The 17,007-nt window shown below is 41.9% G+C and carries 17 protein-coding genes; 6 read left to right on the top strand and 11 right to left on the bottom strand.

The features are described 5' to 3' along the window. Positions 1 to 179: 179 nt before the first annotated feature. The 3 genes from SLU01_RS09910 to SLU01_RS09900 all read right to left on the bottom strand — a co-directional run bounded on the left by SLU01_RS09910 (position 180) and on the right by SLU01_RS09900 (position 4,133). A complete protein-coding gene (locus tag SLU01_RS09910) occupies positions 180 to 1,961 on the bottom strand; it encodes an ABC transporter ATP-binding protein (protein WP_147057819.1) in 1,782 nt (593 codons plus the stop codon). Between the two features lie 5 nt (positions 1,962 to 1,966). Beyond that, the gene (locus SLU01_RS09905; RefSeq protein ID WP_147057806.1) at positions 1,967 to 3,721 is read right to left on the bottom strand and encodes an ABC transporter ATP-binding protein; all 1,755 of its coding nucleotides are present in this window, start codon (positions 3,719 to 3,721) and stop codon (positions 1,967 to 1,969) included. A gap of 79 nt (positions 3,722 to 3,800) precedes the next feature. Then, positions 3,801 to 4,133: a YolD-like family protein gene (locus tag SLU01_RS09900; protein WP_147057804.1), complete on the bottom strand. Its 333-nt coding sequence runs from the start codon at positions 4,131 to 4,133 to the stop codon at positions 3,801 to 3,803. Between the two features lie 291 nt (positions 4,134 to 4,424). Between SLU01_RS09900 and SLU01_RS09895 the strand changes: the two genes are divergently transcribed. Further along, a complete protein-coding gene (locus SLU01_RS09895) occupies positions 4,425 to 5,624 on the top strand; it encodes an MFS transporter (protein ID WP_147057802.1) in 1,200 nt (399 codons plus the stop codon). 48 nt (positions 5,625 to 5,672) lie between these two features. Here the strand turns inward: SLU01_RS09895 and SLU01_RS09890 are convergent, their stop codons facing one another. Further along, positions 5,673 to 6,926 (bottom strand): Y-family DNA polymerase, encoded by a 1,254-nt coding sequence (locus tag SLU01_RS09890; protein WP_147057800.1) that lies wholly within the window; start codon positions 6,924 to 6,926, stop codon positions 5,673 to 5,675. Between the two features lie 245 nt (positions 6,927 to 7,171). After that, positions 7,172 to 8,071 carry a PhzF family phenazine biosynthesis isomerase gene (locus SLU01_RS09885; protein WP_147057798.1) on the bottom strand — a complete coding sequence of 300 codons (900 nt, stop codon included), beginning with the start codon at positions 8,069 to 8,071 and terminating at the stop codon, positions 7,172 to 7,174. A 374-nt stretch (positions 8,072 to 8,445) separates the two neighbouring features. On the opposite strand from SLU01_RS09885, the gene SLU01_RS09880 reads away from it, so the two are divergent. Continuing rightward, entirely contained in the window at positions 8,446 to 8,682 is a 237-nt protein-coding gene (locus tag SLU01_RS09880) for a hypothetical protein (RefSeq protein ID WP_147057796.1), read from the top strand. 341 nt (positions 8,683 to 9,023) lie between these two features. Here SLU01_RS09880 and SLU01_RS09875 read toward each other — a convergent pair whose 3' ends face one another. Continuing rightward, positions 9,024 to 9,404: a hypothetical protein gene (locus SLU01_RS09875; RefSeq protein ID WP_147057794.1), complete on the bottom strand. Its 381-nt coding sequence runs from the start codon at positions 9,402 to 9,404 to the stop codon at positions 9,024 to 9,026. A gap of 277 nt (positions 9,405 to 9,681) precedes the next feature. After that, the gene (locus tag SLU01_RS09870) at positions 9,682 to 10,461 is read right to left on the bottom strand and encodes an SDR family oxidoreductase (RefSeq protein ID WP_147057791.1); all 780 of its coding nucleotides are present in this window, start codon (positions 10,459 to 10,461) and stop codon (positions 9,682 to 9,684) included. Positions 10,462 to 11,018: 557 nt separating this feature from the next. Here SLU01_RS09870 and SLU01_RS09865 point away from each other — a divergent pair. Then, a complete protein-coding gene (locus SLU01_RS09865) occupies positions 11,019 to 11,354 on the top strand; it encodes an ArsR/SmtB family transcription factor (protein ID WP_147057789.1) in 336 nt (111 codons plus the stop codon). 41 nt (positions 11,355 to 11,395) lie between these two features. After that, entirely contained in the window at positions 11,396 to 12,394 is a 999-nt protein-coding gene (locus SLU01_RS09860; protein WP_147057787.1) for an NADP-dependent oxidoreductase, read from the top strand. 277 nt (positions 12,395 to 12,671) lie between these two features. Here the strand turns inward: SLU01_RS09860 and SLU01_RS09855 are convergent, their stop codons facing one another. Both SLU01_RS09855 and menC read right to left on the bottom strand, forming a co-directional pair. Further along, positions 12,672 to 13,472: a DUF6612 family protein gene (locus tag SLU01_RS09855; protein WP_147057785.1), complete on the bottom strand. Its 801-nt coding sequence runs from the start codon at positions 13,470 to 13,472 to the stop codon at positions 12,672 to 12,674. 113 nt (positions 13,473 to 13,585) lie between these two features. After that, positions 13,586 to 14,698, bottom strand: a complete 1,113-nt coding sequence (gene menC / locus SLU01_RS09850; protein ID WP_147057783.1) for an o-succinylbenzoate synthase — start codon at positions 14,696 to 14,698, stop codon at positions 13,586 to 13,588. A gap of 95 nt (positions 14,699 to 14,793) precedes the next feature. Here menC and SLU01_RS09845 point away from each other — a divergent pair, with 95 nt between their 5' ends. Next, entirely contained in the window at positions 14,794 to 15,339 is a 546-nt protein-coding gene (locus tag SLU01_RS09845) for a transcription repressor NadR (RefSeq protein WP_373866408.1), read from the top strand. A 42-nt stretch (positions 15,340 to 15,381) separates the two neighbouring features. On the opposite strand, the gene SLU01_RS09840 is transcribed toward SLU01_RS09845, so the two are convergent. Further along, positions 15,382 to 15,633 (bottom strand): hypothetical protein, encoded by a 252-nt coding sequence (locus SLU01_RS09840; protein ID WP_147057781.1) that lies wholly within the window; start codon positions 15,631 to 15,633, stop codon positions 15,382 to 15,384. A gap of 205 nt (positions 15,634 to 15,838) precedes the next feature. After that, positions 15,839 to 16,474, bottom strand: a complete 636-nt coding sequence (locus tag SLU01_RS09835) for an HD domain-containing protein (RefSeq protein ID WP_147057779.1) — start codon at positions 16,472 to 16,474, stop codon at positions 15,839 to 15,841. 301 nt (positions 16,475 to 16,775) lie between these two features. On the opposite strand from SLU01_RS09835, the gene SLU01_RS09830 reads away from it, so the two are divergent. Next, a complete protein-coding gene (locus SLU01_RS09830; protein ID WP_147057776.1) occupies positions 16,776 to 16,979 on the top strand; it encodes a cold-shock protein in 204 nt (67 codons plus the stop codon). Positions 16,980 to 17,007 lie beyond the last annotated feature (28 nt).

The following is a 17,007-nucleotide window of genomic DNA, read 5'->3' as shown; positions in this document are numbered from 1 at the left end:
GGAGCGGTGCATATCTATTGAATAATGAAATATATCTATCAAATATGGCAGGATATCTATCAGATTCCTCAGGATATCTATCGAATCCTGAAACATATCACCAAAACAAGACTTTTGATCTAGGTCTAAATAAAAAAAACGCATGCATCGAGTTAACAATGCATGCGGACCAGTCATTTTTAAATAGCGTCGTCCATTATTCCATTTTGCAACTGGTACATCATGAAATACAATCCTTTTTGTGCAAGGAGCTGTTGATGGGTGCCGCGCTCAACGATTTCTCCTTGATGCAGCACGAGAATGAGTTCTGCATCTTGGATTGTGCTCAAACGGTGAGCAATCGCGATTGTCGTTCTTCCCTTCCTCATCTTCTCCAAGCTTGCCTGTATGGCGACTTCTGTTTCCGTATCAATATTGGCGGTCGCTTCGTCTAAGACTAAAATCTTAGGGTTCGTTGCAATCGTCCGGGCGAATGCAACGAGTTGGCGTTGTCCGCTTGAGAACGTTGAACCGCGTTCAGTCACTTTTTGTGAATATTTATCCGGCAGTTTTTCAATGAATTCATTTGCTTGAACAAATTCTGCAGCCGCACGTACTTCTTCTGAAGACATATCCTCATTGTGCAGACGGATATTACTTTCGATATCTCCATAGAAAAGGAATGGATCTTGAAGGACGAGTCCTATTTTCTTACGCAATTCCTCTTTCGGTAAATCTTTTAATGAAACGCCGTCAATCAGGATTTCCCCTTTATTGTATTCATAGAAACGCATGAGCAGATTGATGATGGAACTCTTTCCGCTTCCTGTATGGCCGACCAATGCAACGGTCTCCCCTGCGTTCGCCTTGAAGGATATGTTTTTCAACACATCATTCTTCCCATCATAAGAAAATGTAACATCGCGGAACTCAATAGTTCCCTCCTGAATTTCCTTATGCTTCGTTTCCTGCTGTTCAGGTTCCATATCAGGATCGTCCATCAGTTTAAATACACGCGATGCTGAAACGAGCGCTTGTTGGAAGATGGACATCCGTTGCATCACTTGTTGAACCGGCTGGAATAAACGGCCGATCAATGTTGTAAATGCATAAATGACACCGACTTCGACTGCGCTATCTAGTGACATGAATCCGAAATACCCAAGCACGAAGACAATTGCCAACGCATAGAGTAAATCGATAAATGGGCCAAGCAGAATACTATCGAACTTGATATTCCGCATACCTGCCCGGTAATGGCCTTCATTAATGTCATCAAATTCCTTGGATAGTCGTTGCTCTTGTCTAAATGCTTGCACCATGCCCATTCCAGACAATGACTCTGCAATTTTGGCATTCAATTGACTTAAGCGTTCCCGGATATCCTGATAAAAATCGGCACTGTATCGTCGGTAGACAATGATGATCGCCAAGAACAATGGAAGCAAAAGCATTGAAGCGAACGTTAATTTTACATCCAGTGAAAATAATGCGATGAAGACACCGACGAGAACGAAAATCGCTTGCAGGAATGTGACAACTACGCTGGTGAACATTTCCTTTATCGATTCTGTATCGTTTGTCACGCGGGATACAATACTTCCTGCCGGTGTTTTGTCAAAATAACGCATACCAAGACCTTGTACTTTTGAAAAAACATCAATCCTCATTTGCTGGATAATTTTCAATGAGATGTCTTGAAAGCGCAGCAGTTGAAAATACGATACTACCACGATGAACAATTGTAATCCGATATAGACGAGCGCAAGTGTCAGGACTTCATTTTTCGGAAACTGAAGCGGTGTCAAATAATCATCGATGAATGATTGAATAATGAGAGGGCCTACAATGCTTCCAGTTATTGTTAGAACAAGCAAGACCAATGCAATTGTAATGCTTACCTTATGCGGAATCGTATAGCGCATAAGCCTTTTGAATACCTTCCATTGGTCCTTCGCCGTCAATTTAGGCTGCTTTTCCATCTGCATCATTCTTCCCCTCCTTGCTCGACAAGCACTTCCAATTGTTGCAAGTCATACATTTCTTTATATCTGCCGTCCATAGCAAGCAATTCCTCATGCGTTCCTGCCTCAACAATCGTTCCTTCATGCAGAACGATGATTTTGTGGGCATGCTGGATTGCACTCAGACGGTGCGACGTGATGACTGTCGTCTCTCCTGTCCGTGTGCGTTTTAATGATTCAAGGATCGCCTCTTCTGTCTTTGCATCGACCGCTGACAGTGAGTCGTCCAAAATCAATAATTCAGGTTGCATAATAAGAGCCCGCGCAATCGATACACGTTGCTTCTGACCGCCGGACAATGAAACACCGCGCTCTCCCACAACTGTTTCATAACCTTCCGCAAACCCTGAAATATCTTCATGGATATGGGCAAGGCTTGCCGCCTCGTAAATTTTCTCACGATCGATTTTCGGATTCGTGAATGCAATATTTTCTGCAATTGTCGTCGAGAAAAGGAAATGATCCTGAGGCACATAACCGATCGACTCACGCAAACGCTGCTGTTTGTATTTATTGATCGGATGTCCGCCATACACGATGCTTCCTTTATAGCCTTCAAATTCCCGTAGAAGCAATTTCAAAATGGCGGTTTTTCCTGACCCGGTCTTCCCGACAATGCCGAGCGTTTCTCCACGTTTTAAGGTGAAGTGGACATTATGGAGGGCTGGGGTTTGATCATCCGGAAACTTGAATTCGTCAATGTCAAAGTGGAGATCCCCTTCTGGACGTTTGTCGATAGCCCCCGTGACGTCCTGGATATCCGGATCGATGGATAACAATTCCGTGATCCGACTATACGATGCATTTCCGCGTTCCACAATATTGAATAGGAACCCGAAGGCAAGCATTGGCCATGTGAGTAATCCAAGATATGTACTGAATGCGATCATGTCACCGATAGACATATCTCCGGAAATGATGAATTTTGTTCCGAAGTAGAAAGATAGAATATAGGATAGGGCAAAAATTCCGGTAATCGTCGGATCAAATAATGCATCGACTTTCGCCACTCTCATGTTTTTAGCGACAACGTCTGTCGATAAATCAGTAAAGTCCTCAATATCTTCTTTTTGCTGTCCAAATGTTTTGATTACTTTAATGCCAGAAATGCTTTCCTGTGTCTTATCATTCAGATTGGAGAACGCCTCTTGTGCGAAACGGAAGCGACGACGCAGCAATCTGCCATAATAGCTTGTCAGGAAAATCATGAATGGAAAAGGAATCAGTGCGATTAACGTCAATTTCCAGTTGATGGTTAAAGCCATCGTCAAAATGACGAATCCTCCTGTGGAAATGGAATCGACGAGCGTCAAAATCCCCATTCCTGCCGTCTGTTGCACGGCGTTGATGTCGTTGGTCGCATGAGCCATTAAATCCCCGACCCGTCTCTTCTGATAAAACGAAGGCGACATCCGTGTAAAATGATTGAATAGTTTCTCGCGCATTGTCCTGGATAACAGGACCGCGGAGCCGAAAATCATGACTCGCCAATAATAGCGCGATGCGTACATCAGAACTCCCGCAACCGCCAAAATGACTAGCCACTTTGTCAATTGAGGTGCCGTCAATGTCCCCAGTGTAATATCATCGACGATATAGCCGATGATTTTCGGAGGAAGCAATTGCAATAAGGAAACGAACACGAGCGCCGCGATTCCCAGTCCATATTGTTTCTTCCGTTGTTTGAAAAACCAGCTAAGCTGCAGTAAGACTTTCACAGTATTCCCCCTACTCTTTTTCTCTGTCCCTGAATAGTCTACCAAAATTCTGAACAATAGAAAAGGTACGAGTCTCAAATTATTCGAAATCTGAAATACTTTTTAGGTTGACAAATGGTACTCGACATACCTCTCCTGTCGGGGTAATCAACTGAAGTTCGCCTTCCATCCTATTAATTTTCCTGACAATCCCGCTGGCTGTCATTACTTTTTCGTCTTGCCAATAATGAACAGTAAGCGAGAGGTCTCGTTCGACAGCCTCTCGGATTTGATAATTCCATTCTTCCAGTTGCTGTTCGTCAGGTTGCTCCCTTATTTGATGTTGGTCTTCCTTTTGCCAGTCCCGCAGCTGTTCGACATGCTCAGGAAGCATCATTGCGGTCCATTTGATACGGCCTCGGTCTCGGATCATCTGCTCATCTCCCCCATTAATTTAATAAAAAAGTTTTCCCGACTCGCAAATAGTTTACATAATAATTTTATAGAAAACTATTGGACGCAGTTCCTTCTCCTCGTTATAATAGAAGAAATTGACTATTAACTTTCTTCATTCTTACTCCCTATATTAATTTTCGAATGAATGCATTAAGTCGCTTCACATGTATATCTAGATGTTTCTTTCTTTGAAGGGGGATTAGACGAGTGTAAAACCTGCTCTGTACCAATCAGAATTAATTATTATGATTGTAAAGGGGCAGTAAGAATGAAAAATCGGTCTTTCCGTTTGCTTTGGATGAGCCAAGCGCTCGCGAATTCAGGTGATATCTTTTACATTGTCGGGCTGATCTCCGTTTTATATAGCCTGACAGAGTCACCTTTCATATTGGCTTTAGTGCCTTTCTTTAATATGTTTGGCCGTTTCGTCAGCGGGTTGTTTTCTCCTTTGCTGATCAATCGGTATCCTCTGAAACAGCTGCTTGTTTATTCACAGTTTTTCAAAACTGTGGCATTGGGCATGTTGGCATTGCTAATCTCTTTGCTCGTTCCTGTCGTACCCGTCGTATTAGCCTTCGTGCTAATGATTGCATTTTTGGATGGCTGGGCTACACCAGCGAGCCAATCCATGCTGCCGCGTCTCGTTCCTCCACATGAACTTGTGAAGGCGAATAGCTTCTTTTCTATTGTTTACGAGACAATCAATTTAGGTGGATGGGCGATCGGCGGATTACTTGTTGCTTTTTTGGGCGGTCAATGGGTTATCGTGTTTACAGTGGGATGTTATACAGCGTCGACAATCCTTTTACTGTACATCGTAGATGCTACCCGCTTTACGGGAAAGGAAGCTTCCACTCGGCGCGCCGATGAATTAACAGAAGGATGGAAGACAATATGGCGACATCCTTTGTATAGAAGTCTTCATATTCTCATTGCCTTTGAGGCGATTGCCAATGTCGTATGGATCGCCTCCATCCTCTATGTCTTCGTCGCGGAAGTTCTTCAGAAATCCGAGGCGTGGTGGGGCTATATCAATACGTCATTTTTTATCGGCATGCTGCTTGGCGGGATTCTATTTTCCCGTTTCGCTTCTTGGGGCGAGACAAAGTTAAAACCGGTATTGCTCATTTCCTCTTTCGGCATCTGCATCATCACGTTTCTTTTCGGCTATACGCAGATTGGTTGGCTATCCCTTATTATCGTCTGCTTCAGCGGGATCTTTCAACAGCTGAAAGGGATTGCAACAGATACCTTTTTACAGAAAAATGCCACCCCCGAAGAGCTTCCTAAAATTTATGCGGCACAAAGTACGATTGTTTCCCTTCTATTCGCAATAGGTTCTTTGGTTTTCGGGATGCTGGCCGAAGTAGTGGATGTGCGGATCACATATTTGTTGGCAGCGAGCTTGCTGTTTATTGCGTCCGTTCATACCTACCGGCAACGCCGATATCTGTCTTTGGAAAAATAAGAATTGGGACCGTCCGACTCCTGTGCAGCCGGACGGTCTTTTTTGCACCTACTTGTAATGCCCGCCGATCAGTTTTGAACGATGGACGGCTGTGCCTGCGTCGGTGTAGGATACGGCACGGAGCACAGCCGTGGAGCCATATTTTTTGCGCAATGCATCCATTGCCTCACCAAGTTGACGATTGCGCCATTTATGCTGATCAAATAAGCTGAGCTGCATGGCATATTCGTTTTCGAGATTTGTTAAACTGATGGCGATGCGCCGTACGGGGCGGCCGTCATGGAATTCGTCGAGCAACTTTGTGCAAAGTCGGTAAATCTCCATCGTGTCGTTTGTCGCTTCGTGCATTGAACGGGAGCGGCCGAATCCGCCGCCAAGTGAGTTTTTCGAATAACCAATGGACAAATGGACCGTGCGCCCCGCCTTGCCTGCTTCCCTCGCCCGCAATGCGACATCCTCACACATTTCAAGAATGACTGTCAGAATATCTTCTCGCTTCGTATAATCGCGATAAAGGATTTGCCCTTTTCCGTAGCTGATTTGGCCTTCCACAAGCGGCGCTCCGAGATCCGATAAATCGATGCCATGCGCATGGTGATATAATTGATTGCCCATGACGCCGAATTTCTGTTCAAGTCGTTCGAGAGGAGTATGCGCCAAATCCCCTACCGAGAAAATCCCCATATGATTCAACGTTTTTTCAAGTCGGCTGCCGATTCCCCACATGCGACTAAGCGGCGCGACCGGCCAAAGCTTTTTTGGCACGTCTTCATAATCCCAACGGGCAAATCCGGTCTTTTTCGCATCCAAATCCAGAGCCAGTTTCGACATCAGCATATTGGGTCCCATGCCGCAGGCGGATCTGAGCTGGAACTGATCGACGAGTTCATCCTGTATCCGCTTAACCGTCTCTTCCGGCGGTCCCCATAGCCGCTCCGTCCCCCCGAGGTCAATGAAGCTTTCGTCGACGGAATAGACATGGATTGCCTCCTTCGGTACATAGCGATTTAAATGCCTGGCGATCTCCATTGACACATTGATGTAAAATTGCATTTTCGGTTCGATTAGTCGTATGGTCGGATCATCAGGAATTTCATAGAGCCGCATACCGGTCTGTACGCCGAATTCCTTCTTCAATGCAGGAGAAGCGGCGAGGACGATGCCCCCTTTCCGTTCTTTATTGCCAATGATGGCGATCGGCGTATCCATGACATCAAGCCCTTCCATCGCCGCTGCGCAGCTCGCATAGAAACTTCGCATGTCGAGGCAAACAATTTTTCGGTCTGGCAAATCTTCATACATTGCACATCCCTCCAAAAGAACACTTGTTCTTACCATTATATGCAGAACAGACATTCATATTCAATGGTCCTTATTGGAAATCGGGAAAAATGGAAAGTGAAATGTTGCAATCCAGTCTCTTAGCCCCGCTTTGTACAAATGAAAAAGCATCTATCCGTTTAAGAATAGATGCCTTCTACAATCGCAAGATAAAATTATTTGCGTTATATCCTACTGGGGTTGATAAAACACTCTCTATTTCAACACTAGTTTTCTAATAAAACATCTAACTCTTTAACATATACTGCATTTCCAGTAATTTCTACATCATAGTTATCTTCATTCTTAGAAACTTGTACCCTTACTTGACCCTTTTTTCCAATTTCATGACCTTGCTCGACTATTAGATTTAACGGTTCTTTAAAATTGTTATTTATGTATTTAGCATAATATGCCCCCATTACCCCTGAGGCTGTACCCGTAACAACGTCCTCAATAGTACCTGAATACGGCGAGGAGAAGTGTCGAGCATGCATATCAGCATTAGAATCATAGGTTTCCAAACAAAAAGGATGAACGGATGATTTAGGCATTTCTTTTAAATTTTCAGGAAACTGCTTATTATTTGGCTCCATTTTTTTAAAAGCAGAAAGCCGTTTTATCGGTAGTAGAAGTGTCCAAATTCCTGTACTTCCATAGAGTATCGGTAAATCAGCATGAAGATCTGTTTCATTTATTCCTATTGAGTTGGCTAAATCTTCTTTTGAACCTGCAAATTCCTTGAACTGAGGGGAAGCCTGTTTCATTGTTATAAATAGTTCACTATTAACAGATGTGTTAATTTTAATTGGAAGAATGCCAGCGTTTGTTTCTATTGTTAACTTGGTTTTATCTCCCAATAACCCTTTACTTTTTAAAGCATAAACAGTTGCCATTGTTGCATGACCACATAAATTCATTTCATGCCCGGGTGTGAAAAATCGTATTCTAAGATCCGCTACATCTGATTTAACTGGAAAAGCAGTCTCGTTAAATCCCACTTTGAAAGCAATTTCTTGCATTTCTGCATCAGTCAATTCATCACCATTTAACACCACACCCGCAGGATTTCCCTGATCAGGTTCTTTACTAAACGCATCATAATGATAAACCTTTATCGATTTCACAAATCATTCCTCCAATCGGTCAACTTTAAACTTCTTAACATTTTACCATAGTTCCTCCTAATACCTTAGAAAAGGTAATCAAAACACAAATAGTATTCAGAATTCTCTTTACGCATAATTTGGATTATGTTATTCTTTTCCTTAGTCAAACAAGGAGGTACAAGTCCAATGGTAAAAAAATAATAAGAGAAAATCCTAAAGTATTTTAATAACATTAGAATAAACATGCAGATTTTCTCTTTTATAGAATGTAGATACAGAAAGGCTGTTTTCGTAAACTTTGTTGTTTTTAAATAAATTATAGATATGGTGTAATTATGGAAATTAAAGGATAAGTTTATTTGCAGATAAATAGAGTGAGAGGGGGATTTACTTTGTATTTGATAATATCAATTATTTTATCAGTTATATTAGGTTATTTGTTGTTGCTTTTTACGGGACCCTTAGTTGGTGGCTTACTTGCCTTCGGCATAGTTGCAGGTTCCTTGTTTAGAGGACTGTACCTTTTAAATGACATCCATAAAAGGCTATCAAAGGATGAGCCAAAATTAGATGAAAAAGAAGCTTATGAAGAACATTTGAAAGAGAAAGAAGATATAGATCAAGGGTAGAAGGATTTCCTCTACTCTTTTTAGATTACACAGCACTTCTAAACACTTTAACCGTTAAATGGTTTGATTTTTTGCAGGCTGATTTACGATACTAGTTTCCATAATTATTTTATAAGTACCCTTCCCAAGGTTCCAAAATTCAGGGGCACTATGATTGTGTGTTAATAGAGATGTGTTTGTACCCATAAATAAAAGCAGATCTACAAAGGTATCTGCTTGTGTCTTAATTCAATTAAATAATCCATTCAAGGTATTTCCTATAGGAATGGATTCCCTCTCTTAACATCTCCAAAGTATATACTACCAATGTAAACAATTACGATCCTTTGTTTAGATAGTTCTTATTCTACCAGCTCCGAAAAGAACTGTCTGATATCATCTGGTAATTCCGTGACAGAGAGAATCTTTAAGCGCTCCGATCCTGGAGTAGTCAAGATGACAAAAGTTTTATCATAGTATTCAAGCATTGTGAACTGGCTCGGCTTATACAGTGAGCCCTCTTGAATAGCGTTTAAATCTTCTTCTGTAATATTGTCTTCATACCCCTTTTCCATCAACTTCTTCTGAACATCCTCAAAACTTTTATCGAAAGCCAGTTCCTGATATAGTTCAAGCGTGTTTTTTGGTTTAAAGAAATTTCTGTAATAGATTGAACCCAAAAAAATGATGAAAATGCAAAGCAATATTGGAATCTTACTTATTCGCGCTTCTTTATTCTTCATGATCCTCCCCCTCACTTTATGCTTTAAAAATTCGGCTGCCCCTTTTGCAATAATTTACTTATTCAACGCATTGGCAATAATACCTTCTAGTTCAACTAAACGGCCTCTTTGGTTGAACAAAAAAACCGTCTTAGCAACTCCAATCTTCAAGTAAAGAACCTGGTTGTTTAAGTATATATCTTGAGGTGGTAGTTCACTTCCGTATGCATCCCCTAAATTGATTCTAGATTTTTGTTCTTCTGATTGGTATCCCCTAATCATGTCTGTTTATAGTATTCTATCTGCCTACAAATCCACCTTCAGATTTGATAACTTGACCAGTAATCCATGCAGATTCATCACTCGCCAAAAATTTTACTAACCTTGCAGCATCATCTGGCTTTCCAACATTTCCGGTAGGAAAAAGTCGTGACAAAGACTCTTTAGTTGCTTTATCCATCCAACCCGAATCAGTCGGTCCCGGGTCAACTGAGTTTACGGTAATGCCAATAGGGGCGAGTCCAACTGAAAGTGGTTCAGTTAGTGCAATGATCATACCTTTCGAAGCAATATAGGCTAAATTATTGGGATCCGGTCCTTTTGAGACTAGGTTAATGATTCTTCCACCGCTTTTTCCTGAGAAAGCTCTTTCAAACCTTTTGGCAAATTCTGTGCTCAGTAAAATGGTGCCACTGTTGTTTATCTGATAATGTCTATCGAGAACTTCTGCAGTTAAAGTACGGAAGTCAGCTAGTTTTTCATAGGTTGCATTATTTATTAATACACTTGCAACGCCGAGAGTTTCTTCGACATGATTTAAAATATTTGTTGGTGCATCTGGCTTAGACAGATCAATCTCCATATGATGGCAACGTACACCCATGTTTTTTATCTTGTTACTTAAAACTGTTGGATAGCCTTTTTCTACTCCAACACCTTCGTTTTCATCATAATTGCTCCAATGTGTAAAAAAGATATCGGCGCCCGCTTCCGCAAGCATTAAACAAATTGCAGAGCCAATACCTTGGGAACGACTTGCTCCAGTGACAATTGCTATTTTCCCTTTTAGAATCCCCATATTTTCCCCCTCGTGAATGCTTCGCAAACTGGCCATTATATGCAAAACGGGTGCCGGCATTATACCGTTTTTGTGCCCAATAAGCTTGGTCGTTTTGTCCACTACTCACTTTTTCTAATTTAAAAATTGCTTAACATATTTTTTATTCAAACCTAACACATATTATTTTCCTAATCACCTTAACCAAATATTTCGCTGCAAAGTAACACAAAGGAGTGTTCAAAATTAAGACAAGATAGCTTATGAAATAACTATAAAAAAAGAATCTATCCGATAAGAAAGCTGCAAATTTAAAGTATTGAAGAAAAAGGAAAAAGGCTGCTTAGAATCGGACTGTTATTCCATATTTTATCACTGAAGCTGAATTATTCATAGTTGTTCAAGTTTTTAGATCCCTTGAGATTTTAGTAAGGCAATCTTCCTTCCCCCTTCAATATCTATTCGTCTCGATTTGCTTTCTCAATATTGCACCTAACATAGCAGTGGTATATTGTTGTATTCATTGATACAGTTCATCGACTTAAACGATTAAACTAACGGTTGGAGGTGTTTGACTAATGGATAAGCAGGATCAACTCCAAATGATCAAAGAGGATTTTATTAATTGCCAAAAAGTATTATTGGCAATCGGTGATGAAACGCGACAATCAATCTTGTTAGTACTACTGGGGACGGATTGTCAAACAGGGTTGCGTGTGGGTGAAATCACGGAACAAACCCATCTTTCACGCCCTGCCGTGTCCCATCATCTGAAGATTTTGCGAGAAGCCGGTGTTATATTAATGCGCAAAGAAGGGACAAAAAATTACTATTACATTAATGTACGTACAGAATTAGGTTTATTAAGTAAGCTTGTGCTGGATATTGATAAGTACATGCAGGACTTTTATTGAAATGCAGGAATGTAAACGGAAATTATTTGGAGGTATAGGTTATGAAAGCAATGGTAATTGATCGATATGGGAAAGTTCCAATGCGTTTGGCTGAAGTACCCATACCTGAAATTGAAGAATATGAAGTACTCGCGGAAATTCATGCAGCTAGTATTAATCCGGTTGATTTTAAAATACGCGATGGGAAAGTGAAATTATTAGTTTCGTATAAAATGCCTTTTATCTTAGGGAATGACTTTTCCGGTGTCGTTGTAAAAATCGGCGCAAAAGTGACACGCTTTAAAGTTGGTGACGAAATATATGCACGTCCACGTAAGAGTAAAATTGGTACTTTTGCTGAATATATCGCTCTTCATGAGGATGACATCGCCTTAAAGCCTAACAATTTGAGTTTTGAAGAAGCAGCGTCAATCCCACTAGTTGGATTAACCTCCTATCAAGCCCTCGTAGACATTTTGCAAGTACAAAAAGGACAAAAGATTTTAATTCAAGCAGGTGCTGGCGGCGTCGGTACCTTTGCGATTCAACTGGCCAAATTAATGGGCGCCACCGTTGCAACGACTACGAGTGAGGCAGGAGCGAATTTAGTAAAATCTCTTGGTGCAGATGAAGTAATAAATTACAAAACAGAACGATTTGAAGAAATACTGAAAAACTATGATGCTGTATTTGATACACTTGGAGGCGAGATACTTGAAAAGTCATTCGAAGTGGTCAAAAGCGGAGGGAAAATTGCCTCCGTTTCGGGATTACCGAATGCTCGCTTCGGCAAAGAATATGGTTCCGGATTTTTTAAGACGTTGTTGTTTTCAGCAGCAAGCCACAAACTGACTGCACTTGAAAAAAAGCATAATGTTCACTATACGTTTTTGTTTATGAAACCCAGTGGAGAGCAATTACGTATAATCGCGAACTTTATAAAGGCCGGTAAAATCAAACCGATCATTGACAGTGTTTTTCCTTTTGAAGATGCGCAAAAAGCGATGGAATATGTAGAGTCTGGTAGGGCGAAAGGGAAAGTGATAGTGAAAATTAAATAGCTGTTAATGGGAATAAAAAAATGTCTTACAATCATAATAAAACGTCAAATGAGCCGTTGGGCGAAAGAATGAGCCGTTCTCGGAATAAACGAGCCGTTGCGCAAAAGAATGAGCCGTTCTCGAAATAAACGAGCCGTTGCGCGACAGAATGAGCCGTTCTGGAAATAAACGAGCCGTTGCGCAACAGAATGGCGAGCAGGTCTGCTTTTATCAGGAAACGACCAAAAGAAAAGCATCTTGGAAACTCAGTTTTCACTGAATTTCCAAGATGCCTGTTTCATTGTGCTATCAAATCATTTACTTCCTTTGGAACATTAAAATCATCAATATCATTGAAATAGCTATACGTCGCATTTAATTTCTGACGAGAGCGATATGAATTCCCATCACTATAATTCCTCATATCAGAAGACCATTTGAAGCTCGTCACGTAAGATGTGCTTTTATTGAAAGTGATGACCAATTCAATTTTGTCAACGATGTTGAAGCCATCCTGAGATGGTCCGATATCTGGGAAAAGTTCTTTAATCCGCTTGTAGTCGTTACGGTCCAAAGATAATTTCAATGCATATCCATACTCGATCGGTTCGAGGATAAATTCATCCTCGAATTCTTTAAATTTGGATAGGTCAAGCATCGGGTGCGATTCGGCAACCAATGTGCCGAACGTTTCTTCGATCGATCCAGACGGCAGCTCTTCCCACTCTTTTTCAGCTTCAGGCTTTGCAAACGTCCGGTCGCCCACTTGATATAAATCTTGCTTCCAGCTTCTCACACCACGCGGAGAAATGATTGATTTCTGGCGTACTTTCATCGGATCCAGGAATGCATCAATCTTCATATCGAATTTTCCGCCCGCTTTTTCAGGGTTTTCAACATCGCCATCATAGACAGTTACCGCGTAATCATCGTAAACGATATGGGCTCGTACAGCTTTTAACGATTCTTCCATCGCTTCTTGTGATTTATCCAACAAATCCCCGGCAGTCATTTTCTTTTGAGCCCCACTTGAATTATTGCAGGCGGTTAGCAGAAGAACGATTGAAGCGACTGCAAGGGCACTGATTAATTTTTTCACATAAAACTTCCTCTCTACAAAAACCTATGTTCATTTTACTGGAAAAAACGCACTTCATCAATCCATTAGACGGAAAATCTATCGGAGAAGTTGCATCTAAAAGCCAAAACAGATCACTCGGCCTTGAATTTCCAAGTCGCTGTTGTGAATTCATCGATCGTATTAATATCAGGCTCAAAACCGATTCCAGGCGCATCCGGGACATGAATATACCCATCTTCCACAATCACTTCCGGCTCAATGATATCCTTTTCCCAATACCGGGAAGAACCTGCAGTGTCTCCAGGGAGGATAAAGTTCGGAAGTGTCGTCAAGGCAATGTTGTGGGCCCGCCCGATTCCCGCCTCAAGCATGCCTCCGCACCAGACGGGGATTCCCTTTCCCATACAATAATCATGGATTCGCTTCGCTTCGGACAACCCGCCAACTCTGCCAATTTTAATATTGATAACTTTGGTGCTTCCCATTTCAACCGCTTTACGAGCGTCTTCCAAAGACAGGATGCTTTCGTCCAAGCAAATAGGTGTTTTCAACGCCCTTTGTAAAATAGCATGATCGATAATATCATCATGAGCTAGCGGCTGCTCAATCATGAGAAGATTGAACTCATCGAGTTGCTTCAACAAGCCGATATCATCGAGTGAATAAGCTGAATTCGCATCTGCCATAAGGGGTACTTCCGGAAAAGCGGTTCGTAACCCCCGAATCACATCTATATCAGCACCAGGTTTTATTTTCACTTTAATCCTTTTATAGCCCTCGTCCAAATAACCTTGAATCTTATCAATCAAATCATCAAGATTCTCCTGGATGCCTATGCTGATGCCAACTTCAATCCGCTTACGCTCTCCGCCTAACGCTTCAGCTAAAGGAATTCCTTTCCGTTTCGCGTAAAGATCCCAGACGGCTCCTTCAAGAGCGGCTTTCGCCATCTTATTTTTGCGTATCGGCGCGAATAAGTCGCTAACTTGGTCGGGATGGGATATTTCCTTTCCTACTAATAAAGGAATAAGAAAATCCCGGATCATATGTAAATTCGTTTCTACAGTTTCTTCCGTATACCAGGGGGTGTCGAATGCTACCGACTCCCCCCAACCGCGATTGCCCGTTTCATCATAGACTTCCAATAGGAGAAAATGTTTATCCTGCATTGTCCCGAAGCTCGTCGAAAAAGGCTCTTTCATTCTCATTTTCAACTTACGAACTGTCACTTCTTGAATTTGCATATGATGTCTCCTCTCAAAATTCCTCAGCACAATATGTATTCCTTCATTATACACGAAACGATAGGGTCAGTTATGGTAAACTGGAGGATGGAGGGATGATTGTGAGCGGAATTGAAAAAATGCCGGGAGAAGAACGCCGGCAACTAATTTTGGAGACGTTGCAAAAAGCAGAAAAGCCGATGACCGGCAAAGAACTTGGAGACCTGACAAACGTCAGCCGTCAAGTAATCGTTGGGGATATCACTTTATTGAAAGCCAAAAACGAACCAATCATAGCAACGAGCCAAGGATATATGTATATGCATGCGCAGGAGGGACCTGGGAAAATCGAAAGGACACTCGTCTGCCACCACGCGCCGGAACAGACTGAAGAAGAGTTAAATATACTCGTCGATCACGGATTAACGGTAAAAGACGTGAAAATCGAGCATCCCGTATATGGAGACTTGAGCGCATCTATCATGGTGTCAAACCGGCAAGAAGTGAAAGAATTCATGCGGCGAATCCAAGAAGCCAATGCGGTTTACTTGTCCAAGCTGGCAGAAGAAGGCATTCACCTTCACACGGTCATCGCTGAAACCGAACAGCAAATTAAAAATGCAGAAATAGCGTTAAAACAAGCGGGTATCCTCGGCGAATGAAGGATGCCCGCTTGATTCTACCTATATGGAACTACAAGTTTTCTAGGACCAACAAACTTCCTTGATCTCGTAGTCTTCAGAGGAATCCACTTCCCCTGTTAGACATGAAAAACATCCCTGATAGGCGACCGCACTGCCAATCGCCCAGATTTCCTGACCGCAGTTGCTGCAGGTCGCTCCATTTTTCTTATCTTTCACTGCTTGTTTCAGATTTTCCTTTAACTTTTGCGGATTTTCTCCAGGATTACCCTCGCAATGCTTCTTCACATACGCTTCTATTGAAATTGGTATCATTGATGGCTTCCTTTCTTATGGTCTTTTTTATGCTAATTCTTTTATTGGAAATAATGCTCAATATTAAAATGGAGCACGGGAATTTGCAAACAGCTTCCGGAAGAAACGAGCGCATGTCGAAATAAACGAGCGATTCCGGGAAGAAACGAGCGTATCTCAAAATAAATGAGCCGTCCCACAATTAATTGGCTCGGCAATCTAAAATTCACCCTTCCAGACCAACTTCCCTCTTCAACTGATCAAGGAAAGCAAGCATGAAGGCATGACGTTCCTCAGCCAACCTTTTCCCTTCCTCTGTCACCATCAGTTCTTTTAATAAAAGTAACTTCTCATAGAAATGTGTAACAGAAGAAGTATTTTTGGAACGATATTCAGCTTCAGACATATGCGTCCTTGCTTTTTCTTTCGCGTCATACAATTTCCTTCCCCTTGCGCCTCCGAAAGCGAAAGTCCTTGCAATCCCGATTGCCCCAATAGCGTCAAGTCGATCGGCATCCCTTACAATAGCCCCTTCAATTGAAACGATCTCTTCCTCGTTTCCACCATTGAATGAAACACTTTTAATCGTTTCCAAAACACGCACTGCCGTTTCCTCGTCAGCCCCTGATGATTGCAGCAACTCCTTGGCAGATACACGGCTTACCGTTTGATATTTCGGATCATCCACGTCGTGTAAAAGAGCGGCCAGTCTTACAACGGACAGATCCGCCTCCTGTAATGTCTTTGCAATTTCCTCTGCGTTTTTCATCACACGTAAAATATGATCAAAGTCATGACTCGCATCAAACTGCTCATATATTTCAATCACTTGTTCCGTACATTTTTCAATTATTGAATCCATATAAACACCACTTTCTAGTAATTAGAAGTTCTGTTGATTGCAGCGCAAGGCGGCGACTCCTGCGGGAATAGCATGAGCCTTGAGACCCCGCAGGGCGCGCGTTTTTCGCGACCGAGGAGGCTCAAGCCATGCCCGCGGAAAGCGTCCGCCTGGAGCGGAAATCAACATAGTTACAGATAACTCGCTTACAACTCGACTGAAAATTTAGGCACATCGTTGACGTATAATGTCGATTCATGTATAGTAAAAACAACCATGTTAATAATGGGGAAGACATTGAATTGCCGAGGGAGGAATAAGCATGTACCAAGGTAAAGTAAAATGGTTCAGCAATGAAAAAGGGTATGGGTTCATTGAAACGGATAACGGTGAAGATGTGTTCGTCCACTACACTGGTATAATGTCAGATGGATTCAAGACTTTGGATGAAGGCCAGACCGTATCCTTTGAAATCATAGAAGGTAACCGTGGACCCCAAGCGGCAAATGTCTTGACGATTAAGTAATGGAAAAAATAATGAACAATCCCGCCGA

Source organism: Sporosarcina luteola, assembly GCF_007991495.1.
In the GTDB taxonomy this organism is placed as follows: Bacteria; Bacillota; Bacilli; order Bacillales_A; family Planococcaceae; genus Sporosarcina; species Sporosarcina luteola.
Note: the sequence above shows the minus strand (reverse complement) of the source record. Positions and strands in the feature narration are given on the sequence as shown.